This is a genomic window from Streptomyces litchfieldiae, assembly GCF_031845365.1.
Taxonomy (GTDB): domain Bacteria; phylum Actinomycetota; class Actinomycetes; order Streptomycetales; family Streptomycetaceae; genus Streptomyces; species Streptomyces litchfieldiae.
The window spans coordinates 118,593-138,998 of the sequence record NZ_JAVREL010000003.1 but is presented as its reverse complement, the minus strand read 5'-3'; the positions used below and the strand labels follow the sequence as shown (position 1 = coordinate 138,998).

Sequence of the window (20,406 nt, the reverse complement as noted above, 5' to 3'; positions counted from 1 at the left end):
ATCCCGCCCATTGACAAGGGTTCACGTATCGCCTCCTACTGTGAACGCTCACAGATCGACAGGGAGGGGTGATCAGGAATTACCGCACCTTCGCGGTAAGCGCCATGACCGCGCTCGCCGCCGTCGAGGCTGCTGCCGGATCTCCGCGGACACCCCGGCCCCGGGGCGGTGGTCGGCGACGGCACGGTCACCGAGCGGATCGGTCTACCCCTGTCCGAACGAGCGGGCTGCCGCGCACCCTCACCCCTCCCCGACCGATGCGTTCCGGTGCGGTACGCACCGCCGTTGGGGACCTGGTGGCCGGCGAGCGGGGCGCCGCATCACCCGGACCGCCTGCTGAGCCCCGTCCCCGGCGTGCACACCCCCAGCCGTGGTGGTCGGGGCGACCGCGGGGCCACCGGGGAGTACTGGTGGGCCGCGGTCGCCCCGCGTTCAGTCCTGGACGAGCGGCACGGCCGACTCGTCCAGGAAGCCGCCCGACTGGTGCTGCCACAGCTTCGCGTAGGTGGCGTTCAGCGCGAGCAGTTCCTCGTGCGTGCCCTGCTCGACGATCCGGCCCTGGTCGAGGACCACGAGCCGGTCCATCCCGGCGACGGTGCTCAGCCGGTGCGCGACCACGAGCGCCGTGCGCTTCTCCATGAGCCGCCACAGCGCCTCCTGGACCAGGAGTTCACTCTCCGAGTCCAGGGCGCTGGTCGCCTCGTCGAGCAGCAGGATCGGGGCGTCGCGCAGGATCGCCCGGGCGAGGGCGACCCGCTGGCGCTGTCCGCCGGACAGCTTCACACCGCGCTCGCCCACCATGGTGTCGAAGCCCTGCGGCAGCGTGTCGGCGAACTCCGTGACGTGCGCGGCGTCCGCCGCGCGCCGGATGTCGGCGTCCGTGGCGTCCGGCCGGGCGAAGGCGATGTTGTCCCGCAGCGAGCGGTGGAACATCGCCGGGTCCTGCGGCACATAGGCGATCTGGCTCCGCAGGTCCGCCTGCCTCAGCCTGCTGATGTCCTGTCCGCCGATCAGGATGCGACCGGCGTCGACATCCGTCATCCGCAGCAGCAGCCGCGTCAGGGTGGTCTTGCCGCCGCCGGACCGGCCGACGAGCCCGATCCGCGACCCGCTGGGCACCGTCAGGTCGAGCCCGTCGAAGAGCGGTCTGCCTCCCGCGTAGGTGAAGGAGATCCGCTCGAACCGGACGTCGGCGTCCCGGGGCATCAGCGGCTCGGGCGACGGCGGGTCGACCACGGTCGGCGGCGTCAGCAGCAGTTCGGTGAACTGCGCGGCCTCCGTCAGCGAGTTCTCCAGGTGGCGGTAGATCCGGTTGAAGTCGAACATGAGCCGGGTCGCGTTGCTGTAGTAGGTGAACGTGACCACGAGCGCCTCGACGCCGAGCCCGTCCCCGGAGAGCCCGAGCACGATCACCAGTCCCAGCGTGCTGGCCAGCACGGACATCGGCGCGACCAGCGTGTCGATGCGCAGGTTGCCGTAGTCCCATGAACGCAGCGACAGCCGTCTCGACTCCGCGACACGGGCGCGGTGTTCGGCGGCCTCACGCTCCTCGGCGGCGAACGCGCGGACCGTGTCCATGTTCATCAGGCTGTCGGCGACGTGTCCCGACACGCGGGCGATGGCCTGCTCGCGCTGGTCGACGAGTGCCTGCCGGCGGCGGATGAGGGGCACCACGAGCACCGACGTCAGCCCGATCACGGCCAGGAGCCCGATGACGAGCAGCGGTTCGTAGCCCCACAGCACGAACGAGCCGAACGCCAGCGGCACGAGGCTGCCCAGCACGGAGAACGTCAGGGTGTCGACGAACTCCTCGAAACGCGATGCGAAGCTGAGCACACGTTTGGTCAGCGATCCGGCGAAGTTGTCGTGGTAGAACGCGGCGTCCTTGCTGAACAGCTCGTCCATGCCGATGACGTACAGGTGCTCGATGCCGAGCGCGTCGAGCCGGTTCAGGCAGTGCATGCCGATGCGCCACAGCGTCTCGGCCAGCAGCATGACACCGGCGAAAGCGAGGATGTAGGGCAGAGTCGCGTCGGCGGACGTCTCGCCGCCGTCGGCGATGTGGCCGACGAGTTTGGCGACGATCAGCGGCGCGATGTAGCTGGTGCCGATGGTGCCTAGCGCCGGGAGCAGCATCCCGGGCACGGCGAGCAGGCGAAGTCGGACGAGCTCAGTTGTGTAGTGGCGAAGAGCGAGGAGCATGGAGCCCCTCTGCGGTTGACTGTCGTGTGGAAGCGACGTTCCCATCCCACCTCTGTACGGTCGTGCGGCGGCCCGCCACACGCTTCCTCGGGGGAAGGACGCCGGTGGCTGGGAAACCGGCCGCGATGAGTATCGGTTCGAGTGGGTCCCTCTCGGGGCGCCCTGCGGGGGACCGGGCGGGGCCGGACCGCCACGCGGTACTGGCGGTAAGAACATGCGAGTACGGGGCAGGGACCAGTCAGTCTCCCGTACCGGCTCCGGGGCAGTCCAAGGATTTTCCCGGCGTGACGTCGATGCCAGACGAGGGCGGAGCCAAGCGAGGAACGCCACCGCTGACACTCGCAAGGCAGGGCGTGGTCCTCCCGGAGCGGGCTGCGCGGCTCGTTCAGTGGTTCGGGGTGGGCTCGCTCAGGGCGGTGTAGGCGGCTTCGGCAATGCGGCCGGAGGGGGTTCCGTCCGGTGCGTGGGCGAGGAAGCCGTCCGTCGTTCCGCTGTAGAGCACGCGTCCGTCGTCGATGACGGTCACATTGTCGGAGTCCTCGGCCAGGTCGGCCACGTCATGGGTGGACAGCAGCACTGGGACGTCGTCGGTCAGCGAGCGCAGAACGTCGCGGAAGACGCGGCGCTGGCGCGGGTCCATTCCCGCGGTCGGTTCGTCCAGGAGCAGGACGCGCGCCCCATGGACCAGGGCGGAGGCGACGCCGACGCGGCGGAGCTGGCCGCCGGACAGCCTGCGGGTCCTGGTGTCCGCCTGCGCCGAGAGGTCGACGCGCGCGAGCGCGTCGGCCGCCTTGTCCCACGCGTCGCGGCGGTTCATACCCTTCAACCAGCCCGTGTAGGCGACCTGTTCTCTGGCGGTGAGGCTGGTCATCGCGGTGATGTTCTGCGGCATCCACGCGACGGCTCGCCGGTAGGCGCGGCTGCGGGAGGGCAGGCCGTCCAGGGTGACGCTCCCGTTGCGGGGGAAGTGGACGGAGGCGGCGAGCTTGAGCAGAGTGGACTTGCCGGCTCCGTTGGGGCCGAGCAGGATCGTGAGCCCGCCGGGCAGGGCGTAGTCCAGGTTCTCCAGGACCGGTGGCGCCCAGGGCCGATAGGCGTAGGTGCAGCTGCGCAGTTCGAGAGTCATCTCTTCTCTTCTTTCACCGGTGGACGGGACGGCGGTCGCTCAGGAGGGCGCCCAGCCCCGCCGTGATGGCGCAGACGGTGGCGAGCGCGGCGACCGGGTCGCCGGCGGTCTCAGGCAGGACCGTCCAGAAGGCGGGATGGTTGGCGTTGTCCAGACCGAAGAAGATCACCGCGAAGATCCAGGCCACGGGCGCCATGACGGCCGGCGACCCGACAAGTGCGCGCAGGACGAGCAGCAGCCCGGTCAGGAAGACGGTGTTTCTGCCGGCCGGCACACCGCTCGTCGCCCCGGACGCGGCATCCAGGGCCCACCCGGCTCCCACAGAGAGGCCCAGAACGGCCACGACGAGGGCCGCGTCCCACAGGTGTGGCCGCCGGACGCCGGTTCGTTCCGCCTCCTCCAGCCGGGAGTCGAGACACAGAGCCAGGCCGGAGCAGACGAACACCGGCGCCATGAGCACGAAGAGCACGGGGTTCGCCGAGCCGGCCAGCAGCGACGGAAGGGAGACGACCGAGTCCTGCAGGACGGTCAGCATCGCGCAGAAGGCGGCGAATGCCGGAAGCAGAACGACGTGACCTCGCCGGGCCTTGAACCACCACCACATCAGCGGCCGTCCGCGGTGGCCGGTTCGCAGGCTCGCCGCAGCTCCGCGTGGAACCAGTCGGTTTGCTCGGACGGGGAGAGGCGGCCGGCCTCGGCGACGCGGTCTTCCGCTGCCGCGAGCCAGTCCTGGCCTTCGGTGTACTGCCGCATTTCTTCCCGCTGCCAACTGAGGTAGAGGTCCTCGGCGCCCGCCGCCATGGCGGCCCACAGCAACGCGGCGCGGGAGAGGACCGGATCAGGCTCGTCACACGGGATTTCGACGGCGTGTGTGACGACCGCCAGCGGTGTCGTTCCCGAGCGATGGCTGCTGACGAGCGAGAACCACCATGCCCGCTCGGTGGAGGCCGACTCGTGACGCCCGCTCGCGCTGCTGTCGTTGACGCTCTCCAGGTCCGGGACCTCGATACCCGCGGCGCGCAGCCGGGAAAGGGTGGAGGTCACCTGCCTGTGGATCACCTCCAGATCGCCGGACAACGCCTCCGGGGCACAGACAGCCGGGGCGCTACCGGTACAGCGCACGGGAACATGCCCGGCGGTGAGCGGCGGGTTGAAGTCCCAATCGGCCGTCATCCGCTGCGCGGTCAGCGTGCCGGCCATGGCGATGGCGCATCCCAGCACGGCTCCGACGATGCGCTGCCGCGTTCCCGGAGGTGGTGCGCACAGCAGAGCGAGTCCGGCGGCGAGGCTTCCGGTGAACAGGATGTGCGGGAGGAGGGCGTCCAGTGTGGGCAGCTCGCCGTACATGAGGTCCACGGGGAACTGGCCGGAGACGTGCCGGAGCCAGAACGGCTCGTACGACCAGCTCGCGGCAACCACGTAGAACACCCCAACGGCCAGCAGGGGCGCCGCGATGAGCCTCGGCACGGCAAGTCCGACGACGAACCCGATCACCGCGTGAGCCAGGGCGACCGACATCGCCAGCGCGGGCAGCGTCAGACTCGGCAGCGAGGGCGCGACTCCCTCCCGAACCAACGCCATGGCCACCACCGCGGCAATTACCAGCCACGCCAGGAGAACCACGGGCAGCACAGCGTCCGCGGCCACACGAAACCGGCGACGAGCCGGGGCCAGCGCCCACACCCCGTCCCTCCTGAGACGGCCGCTCTCCCAAGCCGCCAGCGAGGAAGCCACCGCGTAGACCATGGCGTACGAGCTCGCCAGCACCGAGGAGACAACCGTGGGCGCGTAGCCCGGCTGGCCTTCATAGGTACGGAACTCCGGGATATAGCTCTGGAAGAAGTACAGAACCGCTATACCCGCCACGAGTGGGAACGCCCACAGCGCACTGCTGACTCGCAGCCGCGTCGAGATTTTCATCGGGAAGAGGGTCACCTTACACAAAGAGGAAAGGGGACCTGCGGAATTGGCCCCCTTCCGGAGGAGCTTCAGTCCGCTGCGGCGGTGTCGACCGCCGCGTAGTCAACGCTCAGCCGGTAGCCGCTCTCAGAATCGTTGATCTTGGTGATCTGGAAGAAATAGTCGCCGCTCTCCAGACCGGTCCACTCCCCGCGGCTCTCATAGCCGACGCCGTCGAAGCAGTCGTACGCCATATTCTGCCCATAGCTGATATCAGGCTGGAACGAGCGGTCATGGCGCATGTCCATTTCGGTGCTCTGGTCCGGAGCGCACACGGGGGTGTTCGTCATGCAGCCGACTCAATCGAGTCCAAATAGCCGGACCAGTTGCGAACCGCCACCTCGCCCTCACCGGCCTGGACGGAAGAAGCCGCCGAAGCACTCGACGCTCCCCCTGGACATCCAATGGCGACAATGCCACTCGCTGCGGCAACGCGAGACCCAACAAGGTTCCCGTGAATAGCCATGACCCCCGCCCTTAACTTTAGCAAGATCATATGTTCACATCGCGCTACCGGTCAAGCACGCTCCTTCAACATCTCCCGATACTCAACTCACGCTGGTCAGACGGAGGACGAGACTAGTAGGCGGTCCGTTTATGGCGGCCTGAATGAACGACGCCGGGCATGAGGAGACCCGCTCTTCACCAACGGGGTTGCCTGGGGTCCATCCCCGTCCGCACGGCCGCTTCACCAGTCAGCCCCTCGCCACCCCGCTCAGGCCGGGCCCCGTCCAGGACTCCAACCCCCGGGCGCCACATCACCTGCACGCCGTTCATCAGACGCACCCAGGCATCTCCCCACCGCTTCCCCCGGAACCAAATCGGGACCCAACATCCGCGCCGATCCAGCACGGGCCAGAAAACCGGGCCATTCCGAGAACGGCGGGAGCCGCCCGACCTGGACATTTGCCAGGCCGACGGCTCCACGCCAAGGCGGCCACTACACGTTGAACCGAAACTCCACCACGTCCCCGTCCCGCATGACGTAGTCCTTGCCCTCCATCCGCGCCTTGCCCCGGGCGCGGGCCTCGCCGACCGAGCCGGCCTCGATCAGGTCGTCGAACGAGATCACCTCGGCCTTGATGAAACCCTTCTGGAAGTCCGTGTGGATCACCCCAGCCGCCTCCGGGGCGGTGGCGCCCTTCTTGATCGTCCAGGCGCGGGCTTCCTTCGGACCGGCCGTGAGGTAGGTCTGGAGTCCCAGGGTGTCAAAGCCGACGCGGGCCAGGGTCGCCAGGCCCGGTTCGTCCTGGCCCACCGTCTGGAGCAGCTCCAGCGCCTCCTCCTCGTCCAGCTCGGCGAGGTCCGCCTCCAGCTTGGCGTTGAGGAAGATCGCCTCGGCCGGGGCGACCAGCGCGCGCTGCTCCTCCTTGAACGCCTCGTCCATCAGCTCGTCCTCGTCCACGTTGAAGACGTAGAGGAACGGCTTCACGGTCAGCAGGTGCAGCTCGCGCAGCGGCTCGGCCCGTTCCGTGCCCTGGGCGATGCCGGCGGAGAACAGCGTGCGGCCCTCCTCCAGGATGGCCTTCGCCTCCTCGATGGCGGCGACGACCGGCTGCCGGTCCTTCTTGATCCGGGACTCCTTCTGGAGCCGGGGCAGCACCTTCTCGATCGTCTGGAGGTCGGCGAGCATCAGCTCGGTGTCGATCGTCTCGATGTCGCTCTTCGGCGAGACCTTGCCGTCGACGTGGACCACGTTCTCGTCGTGGAAGGCGCGGATGACCTGGCAGATCGCGTCGGATTCGCGGATGTTGGCCAGGAACTTGTTGCCCAGGCCCTCGCCCTCGCTCGCGCCGCGCACGATGCCCGCGATGTCGACGAAGTCGACCGTGGCCGGCAGGACGCGCTGGGAGCCGAAGACCTCGGCCAGCCGCGCCAGCCGGGGGTCAGGAACGCCGACGACGCCGATGTTGGGCTCGATCGTGGCGAACGGGTAGTTGGCCGCGAGCACATCGTTCTTGGTCAGGGCGTTGAACAGCGTCGACTTGCCGACATTCGGCAGGCCGACGATTCCGATCGTGAGCGACACGTGAGACTTCCCGGAACGAGGGGTGGGACTGAGGGGCCGGTGAACCAGTCTACGGGCGCCGCCGCGCCCGCCGGGCGCCCCGGGCGGACAGTCATATGGGCCGCAAGCGTGTCCATCACCCTTTCCGTCCCCACCCGCGGCTTACCCTCGGGGCGTGGAACACACTACGCACACAACCCGTCACCCTCGGCAGTCGCCGACCGCGGTGCGGACGAGGGTGCCCCGCCCCGCGGGACACCCGCCGGCGCGGCCGAGAACGCGGCAGCGGCGCCGGCTCCCCCGGCCGCGGCTCACCGGACTCGGCTGCGGTGTGCTGGCCCTGGCGGCGATGACGGCGGCGGCCTGGATCTGCGAGCTGCTGGGCGGGGCGCCCACCCTGTACGGCGTGCTGTTCGTCCTGTCCGCCACCGCCACCGCGGTGTGGGTCCGGCCCGCCGACCTCGCCTGTGCCCCGATCGCCGCGCCGATCTCGTTCGCCGGCGGGCTGCTGACCGCGGCCGGGCCGACGGCCACCGTGACACAGCTCGCGCTGCACGCGCCCTGGGTGTTCGCCGGAACGCTGACGGCGGGGACGATCGCGCTGGCCCGCCGGGGCCTGGAGCTCCTCCGCCGCCGGCTGCGGCGGCGGAGGACGGCGCGCACTAGCCGCTGAGCGTCCAGGTCAGCTCGGTGTCCTCGAAGGACCAGACGAGCTGCTCCGGAGCGACGCCCTCCGGCACGAGGAAGGGCACGCACTGGGTGACGTTCTCGCCCTCGTTGAGCACGTCGACGCTGTCCGAGTCCTCCGGGCAGCCGCCGGGAACGTCCAGGGCGGAGCCCCCGATGAGCGGGTTGACCCGGCTGCCGTCCGCCAGCGTGAGCGAGGACTCGTGGATCGGGCGGCCGTGCTCGATGGTGTCCCCGCCCGTGTGGGCGAAGGTCACGTACGCGTAGACCGGCCGCATCCCGGAGACGTCCCCGCTGAACTCAACGCCCGCCAGATCGGCCGACGTGCCCTCGTCCACCCGGTCGGCCGTGATCGTGAGGTTCGCGACCGCGTCGCTGTACTCGTACGGGACGGGTTCGCTGGCCTCGCCCGCGGCGAGGGCGGCCGTCTCCGTGTCCTCCTCTTCCCCGCTGCCCTCACCCGCCGCGTCGGCGTCCGTCGCCGCATCGTCCTCGGACGCCGGGGACTCCTCGGACTGGCCGGCGCCGGATGCGTCGGACCCGTCCTCGGAATCGTCGGATCCGCAGGCGGTGAGTGCCAGCGTCAGCGCGGCGGCCGGGACGGCGGCACGAAGCCAGGCGGATTTCCGCATGAACACGTAAGTCTCCCTCATCATGGACCTGTTGTGGAACGGTGCCCGATTTTACGAACGAGACGCGGCGACCGGAAACAAAGCAGATACAGGTGAGATGCAGGCTGGTACTTGAGGGCTACTTGAGGCCGTGACCTGCGACGAAGCCGCAGACGCCAACTGATTCACAAGGCGCTCACCAGCGAACTCCGTCGCGGACCGGCCGATCTGGCCCTGTAGTACTAGGACCGCGACTTGGCAGCGGCCTCCGCCCGCAGGTCGCGGCGCAGTTCCTTCGGCAGTGAGAACTGGATGTGCTCCCGCATCGGCTGGACCACCTCCACGTCCTCGAACCCGCGCTCGGCCAGCCACTCCAGAACGCCGTCCACCAGCACCTCGGGCACGGAGGCCCCGGAGGACAAGCCCACGGTGGACACGCCCGCCAGCCAGGACTCGTCGATCTCCCCCGCGTTGTCGACGAGATGGGCCGCGCGGGCGCCCGCGCCCTTGGCCACCTCGACCATGCGGACCGAGTTCGACGAGTTCTTCGAGCCGACGACCAGGACCAGGTCCGCGTCGGCGGCGACCTGCTTGATGGCGGTCTGCCGGTTCTGCGTGGCGTAGCAGATGTCGTCGCTGGGCGGGCTGACCAGCAGCGGGAAGCGGCGCTTGAGGGCGTCCACCGTCTCCATGGTCTCGTCCACGGACAGCGTCGTCTGGGAGAGCCAGACGACCTTGGACGGGTCGCGGACCTCGACGTTCTCCACGTCGGCGGGGCCGTCGACCAGGGTGATGTGGTCGGGCGCCTCGCCGCTGGTGCCGATGACCTCCTCGTGGCCCTCGTGGCCGATGAGCAGGATGTCGTAGTCCTCGCGGGCGAACCGGACGGCCTCCTTGTGCACCTTGGTGACCAGGGGGCAGGTGGCGTCGATCGTGGCGAGCTTGCCGCGCTCCGCCTCGCGGTGGACCTCGGGGGCGACGCCGTGCGCGGAGAAGATGACGATCTCGCCCTCGGGCACCTCCGCCGTCTCGTCGACGAAGATGGCGCCCTTCTTCTCCAGGGTGCGGACCACGTACTTGTTGTGCACGATCTCGTGGCGGACGTAGATCGGCGCACCGTACTGTTCGAGTGCTTTCTCGACGGCTATGACGGCGCGGTCCACGCCCGCGCAGTAACCCCGGGGGGCGGCGAGAAGGACTCGGCGGCGCTCGGTGTCGTAGGCCATGGGGCCATCGTACGGGGGCGCTCGGGAGCGTTGTCAGAGCTCGCCGCTAGCGTGAACGCCATGGCTGTGCAGACGTCCGCGGAGGTGCCGATTCCGGTCGGCGAGGTGTCCCGGCTCATCGGGGGGTGGATCGACCGGCTCGGCGCGGTGTGGGTGGAGGGGCAGATCACCCAGCTCTCCCGCCGGCCGGGGTTCGGGGTGGTCTTCCTCACGCTGCGGGACCCCTCCCACGACGTCTCGGTCCGGGTCACGTGCTTTAGGGCCGTCTTCGACAAGGTGGCCGACGTCATAAGCGAGGGCGCGCGGGTCGTGGTGTTCGCCAAGCCCGAGTGGTACGCGCCGCGCGGGGAGCTGTCGCTGCGCGCGACGGAGATCCGGGCCGTGGGGGTGGGCGAGTTGCTGCTGCGGCTGGAGCGGCTGAAGCGCGCCCTGGCCGCGGAGGGGCTGTTCGCGGACAGTCGCAAGCGGCGGCTGCCGTTCCTGCCCGGCTGCGTGGGGCTGGTGACGGGCCGGGCCTCGGCCGCCGAGCGGGACGTCCTGGAGAACGCCCGGCTGCGCTGGCCGGCCGTCCGGTTCGCCGTGCGGAACGTGGCGGTGCAGGGCGTGCACGCCGTGCCGCAGGTGATCGCGGCGGTCGCGGAGCTGGACGCGGACCCGGAGGTGGACGTCATCATCGTGGCCCGGGGCGGCGGCAGCGTGGAGGACCTGTTGCCGTTCTCGGACGAGCAGCTGGTGCGCGCCGTCGCGGACTGCCACACGCCGGTGGTCTCGGCCATCGGGCACGAGCCGGACGCGCCGCTGCTGGACCTGGTGGCCGACCTGCGGGCGTCGACACCGACCGACGCGGCGAAGCGCGCGGTGCCGGACGTGGGCGAGGAGCTGGCCCGGGTGCGGCAGTTGCGGGACCGGGCGCGGTGGGTGCTGGAGTCCCGGATCGACCGGGAGGAGCGCGGCCTGGCGGCGGCCCGCAGCCGGCCCGCGCTGGCCGAGCCGCACCGGATGGTGGACGCGCGTGCGGAGGAGCTGGCGTCGCTGGTGGGACGCTCCCGGCGCACGCTGGGGCATCTGCTGGACCGTGCGTGCGGCGACTTGGAGCACACCCGGGCGCGCGTGGTGGCGCTGTCGCCCGCGGCGACGCTGCGGCGCGGGTACGCCGTGCTCCAGCGCGCGGACGGCGCGGCGGTGCGCGCGGCGGACGAGGTGCGCGAGGGCGAGACGTTGCGGGCCCGGGTCGCCGACGGCGCGTTCCGGGTCACGGTCGGCGAGCGGTCGGAGGGGACGGGCATAGGGTGACGGGCATGACGGAAGCGGAGGCGGGCGCGGACGAGGCCCTCGGCTATGAGCAGGCGAGGGACGAGCTGATCGACGTCGTGCGCCGGCTGGAGGCCGGTGGCGCGACGCTGGAGGAGTCGCTGGCGCTGTGGGAGCGGGGCGAGGAGCTGGCCCGGATCTGCGGCCGGTGGCTGGAGGGCGCGCGGGCCCGGCTGGACGCGGCGCTGGACGCGGAGGGGAACGACGGGGACCGGGAGGACGACGAGAGCGAGGGCGACGAGGGGCACGAGGAGGAATAGAGCGGCGGGCGGGTAGGTTGTCGGCGCTTGAACTGTCCCGCCGCTCCCCGAAAGGGTTCCGGATGCCCCTCGCCCTCGACGCCGCCGCCCAGGACCTCCTCTTCCGCGAGGCCCACACCGCCCGGGTCTTCACCGACGAGCCGGTGACCGACGAACAGATCCGCGAGATCTACGACTTGATCAAGTTCGGCCCCACCGCGCACAACTCGTCGCCCCTGCGGATCACCCTGATCCGTACCCCGGAGGCCAAGCAGCGGCTGCTGGCGCACCTCATGGAGACGAACCGGCCCAAGACGGCCGGGGCGCCGCTGGCCGCGATCCTCTCGGTGGACCTGGACTTCCACGAGAAGCTGCCGGAGCTCTTCCCGGTCCGGCCGGACCTCAAGGAGGACCCGGCCTACGCGGACCCGGACACCCGGCAGCGGAACGGCACGCTGAGCGCCGCGCTCCAGATCGGGTACTTCGTGCTGGGCGTCCGTGCCGCCGGGCTGGCCGCCGGGCCGATGTCGGGCTTCGACGCCGACGGTCTGAACAAGGAGTTCTTCGGCGACGGCCGGCAGCAGGCGCTGGTCGTCGTGAACATCGGCCACCCCGCCGCGACCGCATACTCGCCGCGCCTGCCGCGCCTCGCGTTCGAGGACGCCGCGCGCGTGCTGTGAGCGGCGGCGCTCACTCGGCGGCGGCCACCAGCGCGCCGGCGAACTGTTCCAGCCGGTCGAAGGACGCGGTCCCCATGACGACGGTGGTCGCGTCCGGCTCCGCGAGGACGAGCGCGTCGTACTTGGACCCCTCGTAACGCGCCCAGTCCCGGCCGCCGGCGGCCGTCGCCGAGCCGGTGTCCTCGGCGTCCCGGGTGGCGTCGGCGACGAACTCGCCGGCGTCGCCGTCGGCCTGCCGGACGGCGACGTACTCGTCGTCCGGGTCGAGGAAGCCGAGGTGCCAGGTCGCGCCGAACTCGCCCAGCGGCTCGTACCGCACGGAGGTGGCCCGCCACCCCTCGGGCAGCCCCTCGGGGACGAGTAGTTCATAGGGGGCTGCCCGGGCCGCGGTGGTCGCCTCCACCTCGTAGGACACGGTCGGCGTCGAACCTTCGGGCTGGTCGCCGGGGTTGAAGAGGACCAGGCCGAAGGCGCCGGCGCAGATCACCGCCAGGGACAGCACCATGTTCCGGATGGAGTCGAACCGCTGCCGCCGCCGGGGCGGCTCCCCGGTCACCGCGTCATCGGTCGCATCGGTCGCCACGTCGTTCGCCACCCCTCCATGGTCCCGCATACCGGGACGGAGCACGCGACCACCCCCGGACGGCGGCCCGTTCCGCTCATCCGATGAGGGGGCTGCTCATTTGAACGGCGCCCGTTACCCTCGAAGACACCCTCAGCGCGACTCGGCGCAGAAAGGTCGTCTCCGATGACTGATCACCACCTCCCGCCCCCGCTGGATGTCGCCCCCGAAGCCCCCGACCGCAATCTCGCCCTGGAGCTGGTCCGGGTGACCGAGGCCGGCGCCATGGCCTCCGGCCGCTGGGTCGGCCGCGGCGACAAGAACGGCGCGGACGGTGCCGCCGTGCACGCCATGCGCACCCTGATCTCCACCGTCTCGATGAACGGCGTCGTCGTCATCGGCGAGGGCGAGAAGGACGAGGCGCCCATGCTGTTCAACGGCGAGCGCGTGGGCGACGGTTCGGGCCCCGAGTGCGATGTCGCCGTCGATCCGGTGGACGGCACCACGCTCACCGCCAAGGGCATGGGCAACGCCGTCTCCGTGCTGGCCGTCGCCGAACGCGGCGCGATGTTCGACCCCAGCGCCGTCTTCTACATGAACAAGCTGGCCACCGGCCCGGAGTCCGCCGAGTTCGTGGACATCGACGCGCCGCCGTCCGTCAACATCCGCCGGGTGGCCAAGGCCAAGGGCGGCTCACCGGGCGATGTGACCGTCTGCATCCTGGACCGGCCGCGGCACGCGGGCCTGGTGCACGAGGTGCGGGAGAGCGGCGCCCGGATCAAGTTCATCCAGGACGGCGACGTGGCCGGGGCCATCATGAGCGTGCGCGAGGGCACGGGCGTCGATCTGCTCCTGGGCGTCGGCGGCACGCCGGAGGGCATCATCGCGGCCTGCGCGATCAAGTGCCTGGGCGGCACGATCCAGGGCAAGCTGTGGCCCAAGGACGACGTCGAACGGAAGGCGGCCCTGGACGCGGGCCACGATCTGGACCGAGTGCTGCACACCGACGACCTGGTCACCGGGGACAACGTGTTCTTCGTCGCCACCGGCATCACCGACGGCGAGCTGCTGCGGGGGGTGCGCTACCGCGCGGAGACCGCCACCACCCAGTCCCTGGTGGTGCGTTCGCGCTCGGGCACGATCCGGCACATCGACTCCACCCACCGCCTGAGCAAGCTGCGGGCCTACAGCGCGATCGACTTCAACGGCGGCCGCTGACCGCTGACGGGAACCGGCGTGCCAGGGGTGCGGCCCTGGCACGCTCCGGCTCCCTCAGGCGATCCGGGAGATGTCCGCCGTCCGGCCGCCCGAGGTGGTCTCGCGGCGGCGGCGCCGGCTGAGCACCACGCGGCGCTCGGCGGCCGTCAGGCCACCCCAGACGCCGTACGGCTCCGGCTGGAGCAGCGCGTGCTCGCGGCACTCCAGCAGCACGGGGCAGCGGGCACAGACCGACTTCGCCGCCTGCTCCCGGGAGAGCCTGGCCGCGGTCGGCTCCTGGGAGGGCGCGAAGAACAGCCCTGCCTCGTCGCGCCGGCAGGCGGCCTCCGAGTGCCAGGGCCCCGCGAGATCTCTCGAACTGCGCGGTGGAGGTCCGGCTGGTGCCCACTGGGACTCTTGTGGCGGTGACGGTTGCAGCACGGTCAACTCCTGACGACGGCTACGGGGGTCGCTCCTGGCTGGTGGACCCTCACCCGTCAAGGGGGAAGCCGCAGTTCACCCTTCCCGCCATGCGGCCATACGAGTGACGGTCCCCCCAGCCCTACCCGCTGTGCGCACGCTTATGCACGGAGCGACAACGCGGCCGGTCGTATCAGCCGCCCGGGTCACTCGTCGCGCAGATCCCGAACACGCTTGCCCGGCACGGGCTTGGCGTCGATCCCGCCCCAGATGGCGACGCCCTGCACCACGATGACGGGCGCGTGCGGCTCGGTCGACTCCGCCTCCCGGACGTCGAACCCGCCCATCACGCCGCTGCCGGCGCTGCGCAGGCTCACGTTCTCCGGGACCTTGATCTCGATCCCCCCGCAGATCGCCGTCGCGTTGATGACGACGTGCTGCTGCTCGAAGATCGCCTCGGTCAGGTCGAGTTCCACGCCGCCGCAGATCGCCACCGCGTTGATCTTGGGGCCCACACGCCAGCGCCCCTGCCGGGTGGCGCCGCTGAGCACCGCCACCACGTTCTTGGCGTTGGCGACGTGCAGGCCGTGCCCGGCGCGCGCCGGGGCCGGCGACGGCGCGGGCCCCGGGGCGGCGGGCGGCGGCGCGGTCCGCTGACCGGCCGGCAGATCCCGGATGAGGGGCTCCAACTCGGCGATGGTCTTGGCCCGGTAGACCGCCTCGACCCGCTCGGCGTGCTCCTCCGGCTCCAGCCGGCCCTCGGCCAGCGCCTCGCGCAGGATGTCGGCTATCCGGTCACGGTCCGCGTCGGAGGCCCGGACCGGCTGCTTCTCCAGCGGCACGGCGGGCGGATTCTCAGCGTTCACGGAGCCAGCCTAGCGATACGCGATACATCGCGACTACCCCCGCGTGTTAATCTGCTAACACTTTGATAGGCAATGCAGCCATCATGAACGGGGGGATCCCATGACCGACGCTCCTTCGGCCTCCACAGTCCCGGCCGGCGCACCCGACGCGCCCGCGCCCGACATGCCCGCGCCCAGCGTGCGCGAGACCCGCGCGCACAGCGTGCCCGGCGGGCGGGCGCTGCTCCTCACGTTCCTCGGCTCGCTGGCCGGTCTGACCGGCGCCGTCGCGGGCGTCTCGCTCGCGGCTCGCGGCTACGTGGGAGCCGGGGTGCCGCTGATCGTCGTCTGCGCGCTGGCCTTCCTCGGCTCCGTGTTCCTCATGACCGGGCTCAACATGGTGGCGCCCGGCGAGGCCCGCGTCGTCCAGTTCTTCGGCCGGTACGTCGGCACCATCCGCGACGACGGCCTCCGCTGGGTCAATCCGCTGACGACCCGCGTCAAGATCTCCACGCGCGTGCGCAACCACGAGACCGCCGTGCTGAAGGTCAACGACGCCGACGGGAACCCGATCGAGCTCGCCGCCGTGATCGTCTGGCAGGTCGAGGACACCGCGCAGGCCAGCTTCGAGGTCGACGACTTCGTGGAGTTCGTCGGCACACAGACCGAGTCCGCGGTCCGGCACATCGCCATCGAGTACCCCTATGACGCCCACGGCGAGGACGAGCTCTCGCTGCGCGCCGACGCCGAGGAGATCACCGAGAAGCTGGCCCGCGAGCTGACCGCCCGGGTCCGGGCCGCCGGGGTGCGGATCATCGAGTCCCGCTTCACCCACCTCGCCTACGCGCCGGAGATCGCCTCCGCCATGCTGCAACGCCAGCAGGCCGGCGCGGTCGTGGCGGCCCGTCAGGCCATCGTGGACGGCGCCTGCGGCATGGTGGAGGCGGCGCTCGCGCGCGTCGGCGAGCTGGAGGACATCCATCTGGACGACGAACGGAAGGCGGCCATGGTCTCCAACCTGCTGGTCGTGCTGTGCGGCGACCGGGCGCCCCAGCCCGTGCTGAACGCGGGGTCCCTCTACCAGTGACCGACGGCCCGGCGCGGCGCTCCCGCAAGCAGGTCCTGCTCCGGCTGGACCCCGAGATCCACGACGCCCTGGCGCGGTGGGCGGCGGACGAACTGCGCAGCACCAACGCGCAGATCGACTACCTGCTGCGCCAGGCGCTGCGGGACGCCGGCCGCCTCCCCCGGGGCGCCCGGCCCCACCCGCGGCGCGGCAGGCCCCCCAAGGACCGGCCCGGGGACGCGCCCGGCGAGGGACCGGCCGGGGACGCGCCAGACTTTCACCAACAGTGACGCATGTGGCACGGTAAGCGACACGCATCCCCGATCACGGAAGGACACCGGGTTGCTCACCATCGGCGACACTTTCCCCGAGTTCGACCTCACCGCCTGCGTCTCGCTGAAGAGCGGCGAGGAGTTCAGCAGGATCACGCACAAGTCCTACGCGGCGGACTGGAAGGTCTACTTCGCCTGGCCCATGGACTTCACCTTCGTCTGTCCCACCGAGATCACCGCCTTCGGCAGGCTGAACGAGGAGTTCGGTGACCGCGACGCGCAGATCCTGGGCTTCTCGCTGGACTCCGAGTACGTCCACCACGCCTGGCGCCGCGCCCACGAGGACCTGCGGGACCTGCCGTTCCCGATGCTGGCCGACACCCGGCGGGAGCTGTGCACCGCGCTCGGCATCCTGGGCTCGGACGGCCTGCCGATGCGGGCCACCTTCCTCGTCGACCCCACGGACGTCATCCGGTTCGCCATGGTCACCGCCGGCTCGGTCGGCCGCAACCCGAAGGAAGTGCTGCGCGTCCTGGACGCGTTGCAGACCGACGAGCTGTGCCCGTGCAACTGGTCCCGGGGCGAGGACACGCTCGACCCGGTCGCGCTGCTCGCGGGCGCGTGACGCGGTGGCGCTCGACGCTCTCCGGGCGGCGATGCCCGCCTACGCCAAGGACCTCCGGCTCAACCTCGGCTCGGTGACGGACCCCGCGCACCTGTCCGAGCAGCAGCTCTGGGGCACCGTGCTGGCCTGCGCCATCGCCTCCCGCTCGGCGGTCGTGCAGCGCGAGCTGGGCGAGGAGGCCCGCAAGCGCCTGACGCCCGAGGCGTACACGGCGGCCAAGGCGGCCGCGGCCCTGATGACGATGAACAACGTCTTCTACCGGACCCGGCACCTGCTGTCCGACCCCGGCTACGGCACGCTGCGCGCGGGCCTGCGGATGAACGTGCTCGGCGACCCCGGCGTGCCCAAGCCCGACTTCGAGCTGTGGGCGCTCGCCGTCTCCGCGGTCAACGGCTGCGGCCAGTGCCTGGACGCGCACGAGCACGAGCTGCGCCGCGCCGGCCTGGACCGGGAGGCCGTCCAGGAGGCGATCCGCGTCGCCGCGGTGATTCAGGCCGTGGCCACCACGCTGGACGCCGAGGCCGCGCTCGGCGACTGACCGGTCCGGGCCGGCCCGGACCGGCTCAGGGGGCGGGTGGGGCCATCTCGAACCAGACCAGCTTGCCGGTGGACAGTCGTGTCGCACCCCACTGCCGGGCCAGCCGCTGAACGAGATACAGGCCGCGCCCGCCCTCGTCCGCCGGCCCCGCCTGCCGCAGCCTCGGGAGCTGCGGCACGTCGTCGCCGACCTCGCAACGCAGCACGTCGGTGCGCAACAGCCGTACGGACACGGGCCGTTCGGCGTAGCGGACGGCGTTGGTCACGACCTCGCTGACCAGCAGCTCGACCGAGTCCTCCAGCTCTTCCAGCTCCCAGCGCGCCAGGCTCTCCCGCACCAGCTTGCGGGCCTCCCGCACCGACTCGGCGCGCGGGTCGAGGCGGCAGTACGCCACGTCGTCCGGCGCGATGCCCTCGAACCGGGCGGCCAGCAGCGCGATGTCGTCGTCCCGGTCACCGGGGCCGACGATGTCGAGGATCTCGTCGCACATCGGCACCAGCGGGGGCGCCGAGTTGGGCCGCGTCAACCGGGAGATCTCGGCGAGCTTCTCGCGTAGATGTTCCACACCGGTCCATACGTCGCGGCTGCGCGACTCCACCAGGCCATCGGTGTAGAGCACGAGCGTGGCACCCGCCGGGGCGGCCAGCTCCACCGTCTCGAAATCGACGCCGCCCACCCCGATGGGCGCGTTCGGCGGCAGGTCCAACACCTCGGTGGAACCGTCCACATGGAGCAGAACGGGCGGCGGATGTCCCGCGTTCGCGGCGGTGATGCGGTGCGCGACCGGGTCGTAGACCGCGTAGAGGCAGGTCGCCATCCGGTCCGTGCCCAGCCGCTGCGCCTGCTCGTCGAGGTGGTGCAGCACCTCCTGCGGCGGCAGGTCCAGACCGGCCAGCGTCTGCACCGTCGTCCGCAACTGGCCCATGATGGCGGCCGACGTCGTGGAATGACCCATCACATCGCCCACGACCAGCGCGACCCGGCTGCCGGGCAGCGGAATCGCGTCGTACCAGTCGCCACCGACGCGCGCCGACTGGGCCGCCGGAAGATAACGGCTGGCCAGCCGCACGCCGGTGGGCTGCGGCAGCTCGTCCGGGAGCATCGTGCGCTGCAACTCGTCCGCGATGGACGCCTCCCGGCCGTACAGCACCGCCTTGTCCACACCCAGCGCCGAGTGCGTGGCCAGTTGCTGGGCGACCTGGAGGTCGTCCGGGTGGAACGATTCGCGGTCGGGACGGCGCAGGAACACCGCCGCGCCGATCACCCGGCGCCGCCCGCGCAGCGGCGCGAGGATCGCGCGCTGCCCCTCGGGCAGCGACACGGCGCCGGTCAGCTCGCGCAGCGCGGCCCGCGGCACCTGGGACTCCACGAACACCGGCCGGACGCCGCGCAGCACCTCGGCCAGCGGCCCGTTCCCGCGCACCTCGACCAGCGCGGTCGCGCTGGCGAGCATGGGCAGCACCGGACCGGAGCCGTCCGCGCGCATGTCGCCGACGGAACCCAGGGCCAGCGCCTCGGGGATCCGGTCGGTGCGACGGAGCTTCAGCACCCAGGGAGTGACGGGCTGTTCGTCGCCGACGGGCAGCGGATGGCGGAGGTAGACGAGGATCGCGTCCGAAAACGTCGGCACCGAGGCCCGGCACAGGCCGAGCACGATCTCGTCCAGGTCCAGGCCCCGGGCGATACGACGCGTCGCGGCCCCCACGAAACGCAGTCGGTCGCCTTCGCTCATCCCACCGCCGGGCCCCTCCCCCGTGGTGGGCCGGACGGGTGGCTGCTCCGCGGCTTCGGGCTCGGAGCGGGCATGCGGCAGCGCCGAGCTCTCGGCGAAAGAAGCTACATCCGCCGTGCGAGCCACGGGCTGCGGTGGGGTCGGGTCCGTCACGAGGGGAAGTCCATCCAGGCGGGAACTAGCGTGCGGGGTGGGGGCGTTGTGCGGTTGTGGGGGTCGATCCTACGTTTGTTGCCAGGGGGGGTATCAAGAGGCTCTCGGGTGCGGAGGCAAACGACGTGCCTCCGGGACTCGCGCCAGGGCGGTGGCGGGCCGGTCCCAGTCAACGGGGAGCTGCGGAGTCCGCCAGCGCGGATCGGGCCGCCACGACGCCCAGTTGTCGGAGAACGGCCGGCCCCATGCGCGAATGAGCCCGGTGGCCTGCCGTCCGGCCGCGCGGATCCTCTCCGCCTGCCCGGCGTCCAGCAGCCCTGCCTGCTGCGCCTGGGCGAATTCGTCCTCGTCCCGCCACTCCCAGCTGCGGTCGGGGTAGACCGCGATATCGAGAAAGTGATCCTCAGAATCGACCCCTCCCGGCCACCGGATCCGGGGCTCTTCAAGATTGACGTACCAGTTCTTGAAGCGCCAGCCCCGGTCCCAGAAAAGCCACACGGACCACGGCTCGGCGGGCCGGGCCAGCTTCAGCACGCCCGCACCGAACCAGCGCGAACGCACCGTGGTGCGCGGCTTCGTGTACCGGGTGGCCAGCGGCTCGGCGTGGATGGGCGTGCCGTCGGTCAGCTCGGGCTTGATGCACTCGGTGCCCGGGGCCATCCACACGGCCAGCAGGTCGGGGGTGTCCTGGACAACGGTGACGGGCCGGCAGATGTGAATACTTCCGCCGGCCCCTTCCGGACCGTTGGCCCGATACCGCCACAGGACGTGATCGCCTGGGTGCCATAGATGCGCTTCGCCGGGCTTTTCGATTCCCGTTGTCATCTACACGTGACTCCTCCCCCACGGCCGGAGCCGGGGGGCTTCCCGCTCGGCCTAACGGCTGAGCTGCGGACAAGCCCTGCCCGCCGCCCGAAGGCAGACCGCCATCCTATCGCAGCTCAGAC

22 protein-coding genes are annotated in these 20,406 nt (G+C 71.1%); 9 read left to right on the top strand and 13 right to left on the bottom strand.

Translation table 11 applies throughout. The annotated features are described in order from the left end of the window. Positions 1–432: 432 nt before the first annotated feature. The 6 genes from RM590_RS07190 to ychF form a co-directional block, all read right to left on the bottom strand. Positions 433–2,202 (bottom strand): ABC transporter ATP-binding protein, encoded by a 1,770-nt coding sequence (locus RM590_RS07190; protein WP_311703543.1) that lies wholly within the window; start codon positions 2,200–2,202, stop codon positions 433–435. 385 nt (positions 2,203–2,587) lie between these two features. Then, complete coding sequence (locus RM590_RS07185) at positions 2,588–3,328, bottom strand: ABC transporter ATP-binding protein (RefSeq protein ID WP_311703542.1); 741 nt, start codon at positions 3,326–3,328, stop codon at positions 2,588–2,590. A gap of 13 nt (positions 3,329–3,341) precedes the next feature. Continuing rightward, the gene (locus RM590_RS07180; protein ID WP_311703541.1) at positions 3,342–3,863 is read right to left on the bottom strand and encodes a hypothetical protein; all 522 of its coding nucleotides are present in this window, start codon (positions 3,861–3,863) and stop codon (positions 3,342–3,344) included. A 68-nt stretch (positions 3,864–3,931) separates the two neighbouring features. Then, positions 3,932–5,248: a hypothetical protein gene (locus tag RM590_RS07175; RefSeq protein WP_311703540.1), complete on the bottom strand. Its 1,317-nt coding sequence runs from the start codon at positions 5,246–5,248 to the stop codon at positions 3,932–3,934. Positions 5,249–5,316: 68 nt separating this feature from the next. Next, the gene (locus tag RM590_RS07170) at positions 5,317–5,577 is read right to left on the bottom strand and encodes a hypothetical protein (protein ID WP_311703539.1); all 261 of its coding nucleotides are present in this window, start codon (positions 5,575–5,577) and stop codon (positions 5,317–5,319) included. A gap of 650 nt (positions 5,578–6,227) precedes the next feature. Further along, positions 6,228–7,316, bottom strand: coding sequence for a redox-regulated ATPase YchF (ychF, locus tag RM590_RS07165; protein WP_311703538.1), 1,089 nt, complete (start codon positions 7,314–7,316; stop codon positions 6,228–6,230). Positions 7,317–7,533: 217 nt separating this feature from the next. On the opposite strand from ychF, the gene RM590_RS07160 reads away from it, so the two are divergent. Further along, entirely contained in the window at positions 7,534–7,968 is a 435-nt protein-coding gene (locus RM590_RS07160) for a DUF6542 domain-containing protein (RefSeq protein WP_311703537.1), read from the top strand. Here RM590_RS07160 and RM590_RS07155 read toward each other — a convergent pair. Then, entirely contained in the window at positions 7,958–8,638 is a 681-nt protein-coding gene (locus tag RM590_RS07155) for a hypothetical protein (protein WP_311703536.1), read from the bottom strand. The genes RM590_RS07160 and RM590_RS07155 overlap by 11 nt on opposite strands. A 197-nt stretch (positions 8,639–8,835) precedes the next feature. Then, positions 8,836–9,819: a 4-hydroxy-3-methylbut-2-enyl diphosphate reductase gene (locus RM590_RS07150; protein ID WP_311703535.1), complete on the bottom strand. Its 984-nt coding sequence runs from the start codon at positions 9,817–9,819 to the stop codon at positions 8,836–8,838. Positions 9,820–9,879: 60 nt separating this feature from the next. Here RM590_RS07150 and xseA point away from each other — a divergent pair, with 60 nt between their 5' ends. From xseA to RM590_RS07135, 3 genes are all read left to right on the top strand, one after another. Next, positions 9,880–11,112: an exodeoxyribonuclease VII large subunit gene (xseA, locus tag RM590_RS07145; protein WP_311703534.1), complete on the top strand. Its 1,233-nt coding sequence runs from the start codon at positions 9,880–9,882 to the stop codon at positions 11,110–11,112. Positions 11,113–11,117: 5 nt separating this feature from the next. After that, a complete protein-coding gene (locus RM590_RS07140) occupies positions 11,118–11,390 on the top strand; it encodes an exodeoxyribonuclease VII small subunit (protein ID WP_311703533.1) in 273 nt (90 codons plus the stop codon). Positions 11,391–11,452: 62 nt separating this feature from the next. Continuing rightward, complete coding sequence (locus RM590_RS07135; protein WP_311703532.1) at positions 11,453–12,049, top strand: malonic semialdehyde reductase; 597 nt, start codon at positions 11,453–11,455, stop codon at positions 12,047–12,049. A 10-nt stretch (positions 12,050–12,059) separates the two neighbouring features. On the opposite strand, the gene RM590_RS07130 is transcribed toward RM590_RS07135, so the two are convergent. Then, positions 12,060–12,644: a DUF4245 domain-containing protein gene (locus tag RM590_RS07130; RefSeq protein ID WP_311703531.1), complete on the bottom strand. Its 585-nt coding sequence runs from the start codon at positions 12,642–12,644 to the stop codon at positions 12,060–12,062. A gap of 153 nt (positions 12,645–12,797) precedes the next feature. Here RM590_RS07130 and glpX point away from each other — a divergent pair, with 153 nt between their 5' ends. After that, positions 12,798–13,829, top strand: coding sequence for a class II fructose-bisphosphatase (gene glpX / locus RM590_RS07125; RefSeq protein ID WP_311703530.1), 1,032 nt, complete (start codon positions 12,798–12,800; stop codon positions 13,827–13,829). 54 nt (positions 13,830–13,883) lie between these two features. On the opposite strand, the gene RM590_RS07120 is transcribed toward glpX, so the two are convergent. Both RM590_RS07120 and RM590_RS07115 read right to left on the bottom strand, forming a co-directional pair. After that, positions 13,884–14,249 (bottom strand): WhiB family transcriptional regulator, encoded by a 366-nt coding sequence (locus RM590_RS07120; RefSeq protein WP_394813815.1) that lies wholly within the window; start codon positions 14,247–14,249, stop codon positions 13,884–13,886. 185 nt (positions 14,250–14,434) lie between these two features. Then, positions 14,435–15,094 (bottom strand): DUF1707 SHOCT-like domain-containing protein, encoded by a 660-nt coding sequence (locus RM590_RS07115; RefSeq protein ID WP_311703529.1) that lies wholly within the window; start codon positions 15,092–15,094, stop codon positions 14,435–14,437. 100 nt (positions 15,095–15,194) lie between these two features. On the opposite strand from RM590_RS07115, the gene RM590_RS07110 reads away from it, so the two are divergent. From RM590_RS07110 to RM590_RS07095, 4 genes are read left to right on the top strand one after another with little or no spacing between them, the layout of a single operon-like run. Then, on the top strand, positions 15,195–16,160 hold the full coding sequence (locus tag RM590_RS07110; protein ID WP_311703528.1) for an SPFH domain-containing protein: 966 nt from the start codon (positions 15,195–15,197) through the stop codon (positions 16,158–16,160). Next, a complete protein-coding gene (locus tag RM590_RS07105) occupies positions 16,106–16,429 on the top strand; it encodes a hypothetical protein (protein WP_394813814.1) in 324 nt (107 codons plus the stop codon). The genes RM590_RS07110 and RM590_RS07105 overlap by 55 nt, the downstream gene beginning before the upstream one ends. A gap of 52 nt (positions 16,430–16,481) precedes the next feature. Further along, on the top strand, positions 16,482–17,036 hold the full coding sequence (locus RM590_RS07100) for a peroxiredoxin (RefSeq protein WP_311703526.1): 555 nt from the start codon (positions 16,482–16,484) through the stop codon (positions 17,034–17,036). Positions 17,037–17,040: 4 nt separating this feature from the next. Then, positions 17,041–17,574: a carboxymuconolactone decarboxylase family protein gene (locus RM590_RS07095; protein WP_311703525.1), complete on the top strand. Its 534-nt coding sequence runs from the start codon at positions 17,041–17,043 to the stop codon at positions 17,572–17,574. Positions 17,575–17,599: 25 nt separating this feature from the next. Here the strand turns inward: RM590_RS07095 and RM590_RS07090 are convergent, their stop codons facing one another. Next, positions 17,600–19,459, bottom strand: coding sequence for an ATP-binding SpoIIE family protein phosphatase (locus RM590_RS07090; RefSeq protein WP_311703524.1), 1,860 nt, complete (start codon positions 19,457–19,459; stop codon positions 17,600–17,602). A gap of 93 nt (positions 19,460–19,552) precedes the next feature. After that, positions 19,553–20,284: a cytidylyl-2-hydroxypropylphosphonate hydrolase gene (gene fomD / locus RM590_RS07085; RefSeq protein WP_311703523.1), complete on the bottom strand. Its 732-nt coding sequence runs from the start codon at positions 20,282–20,284 to the stop codon at positions 19,553–19,555. Between the last annotated feature and the right edge of the window lie 122 nt (positions 20,285–20,406).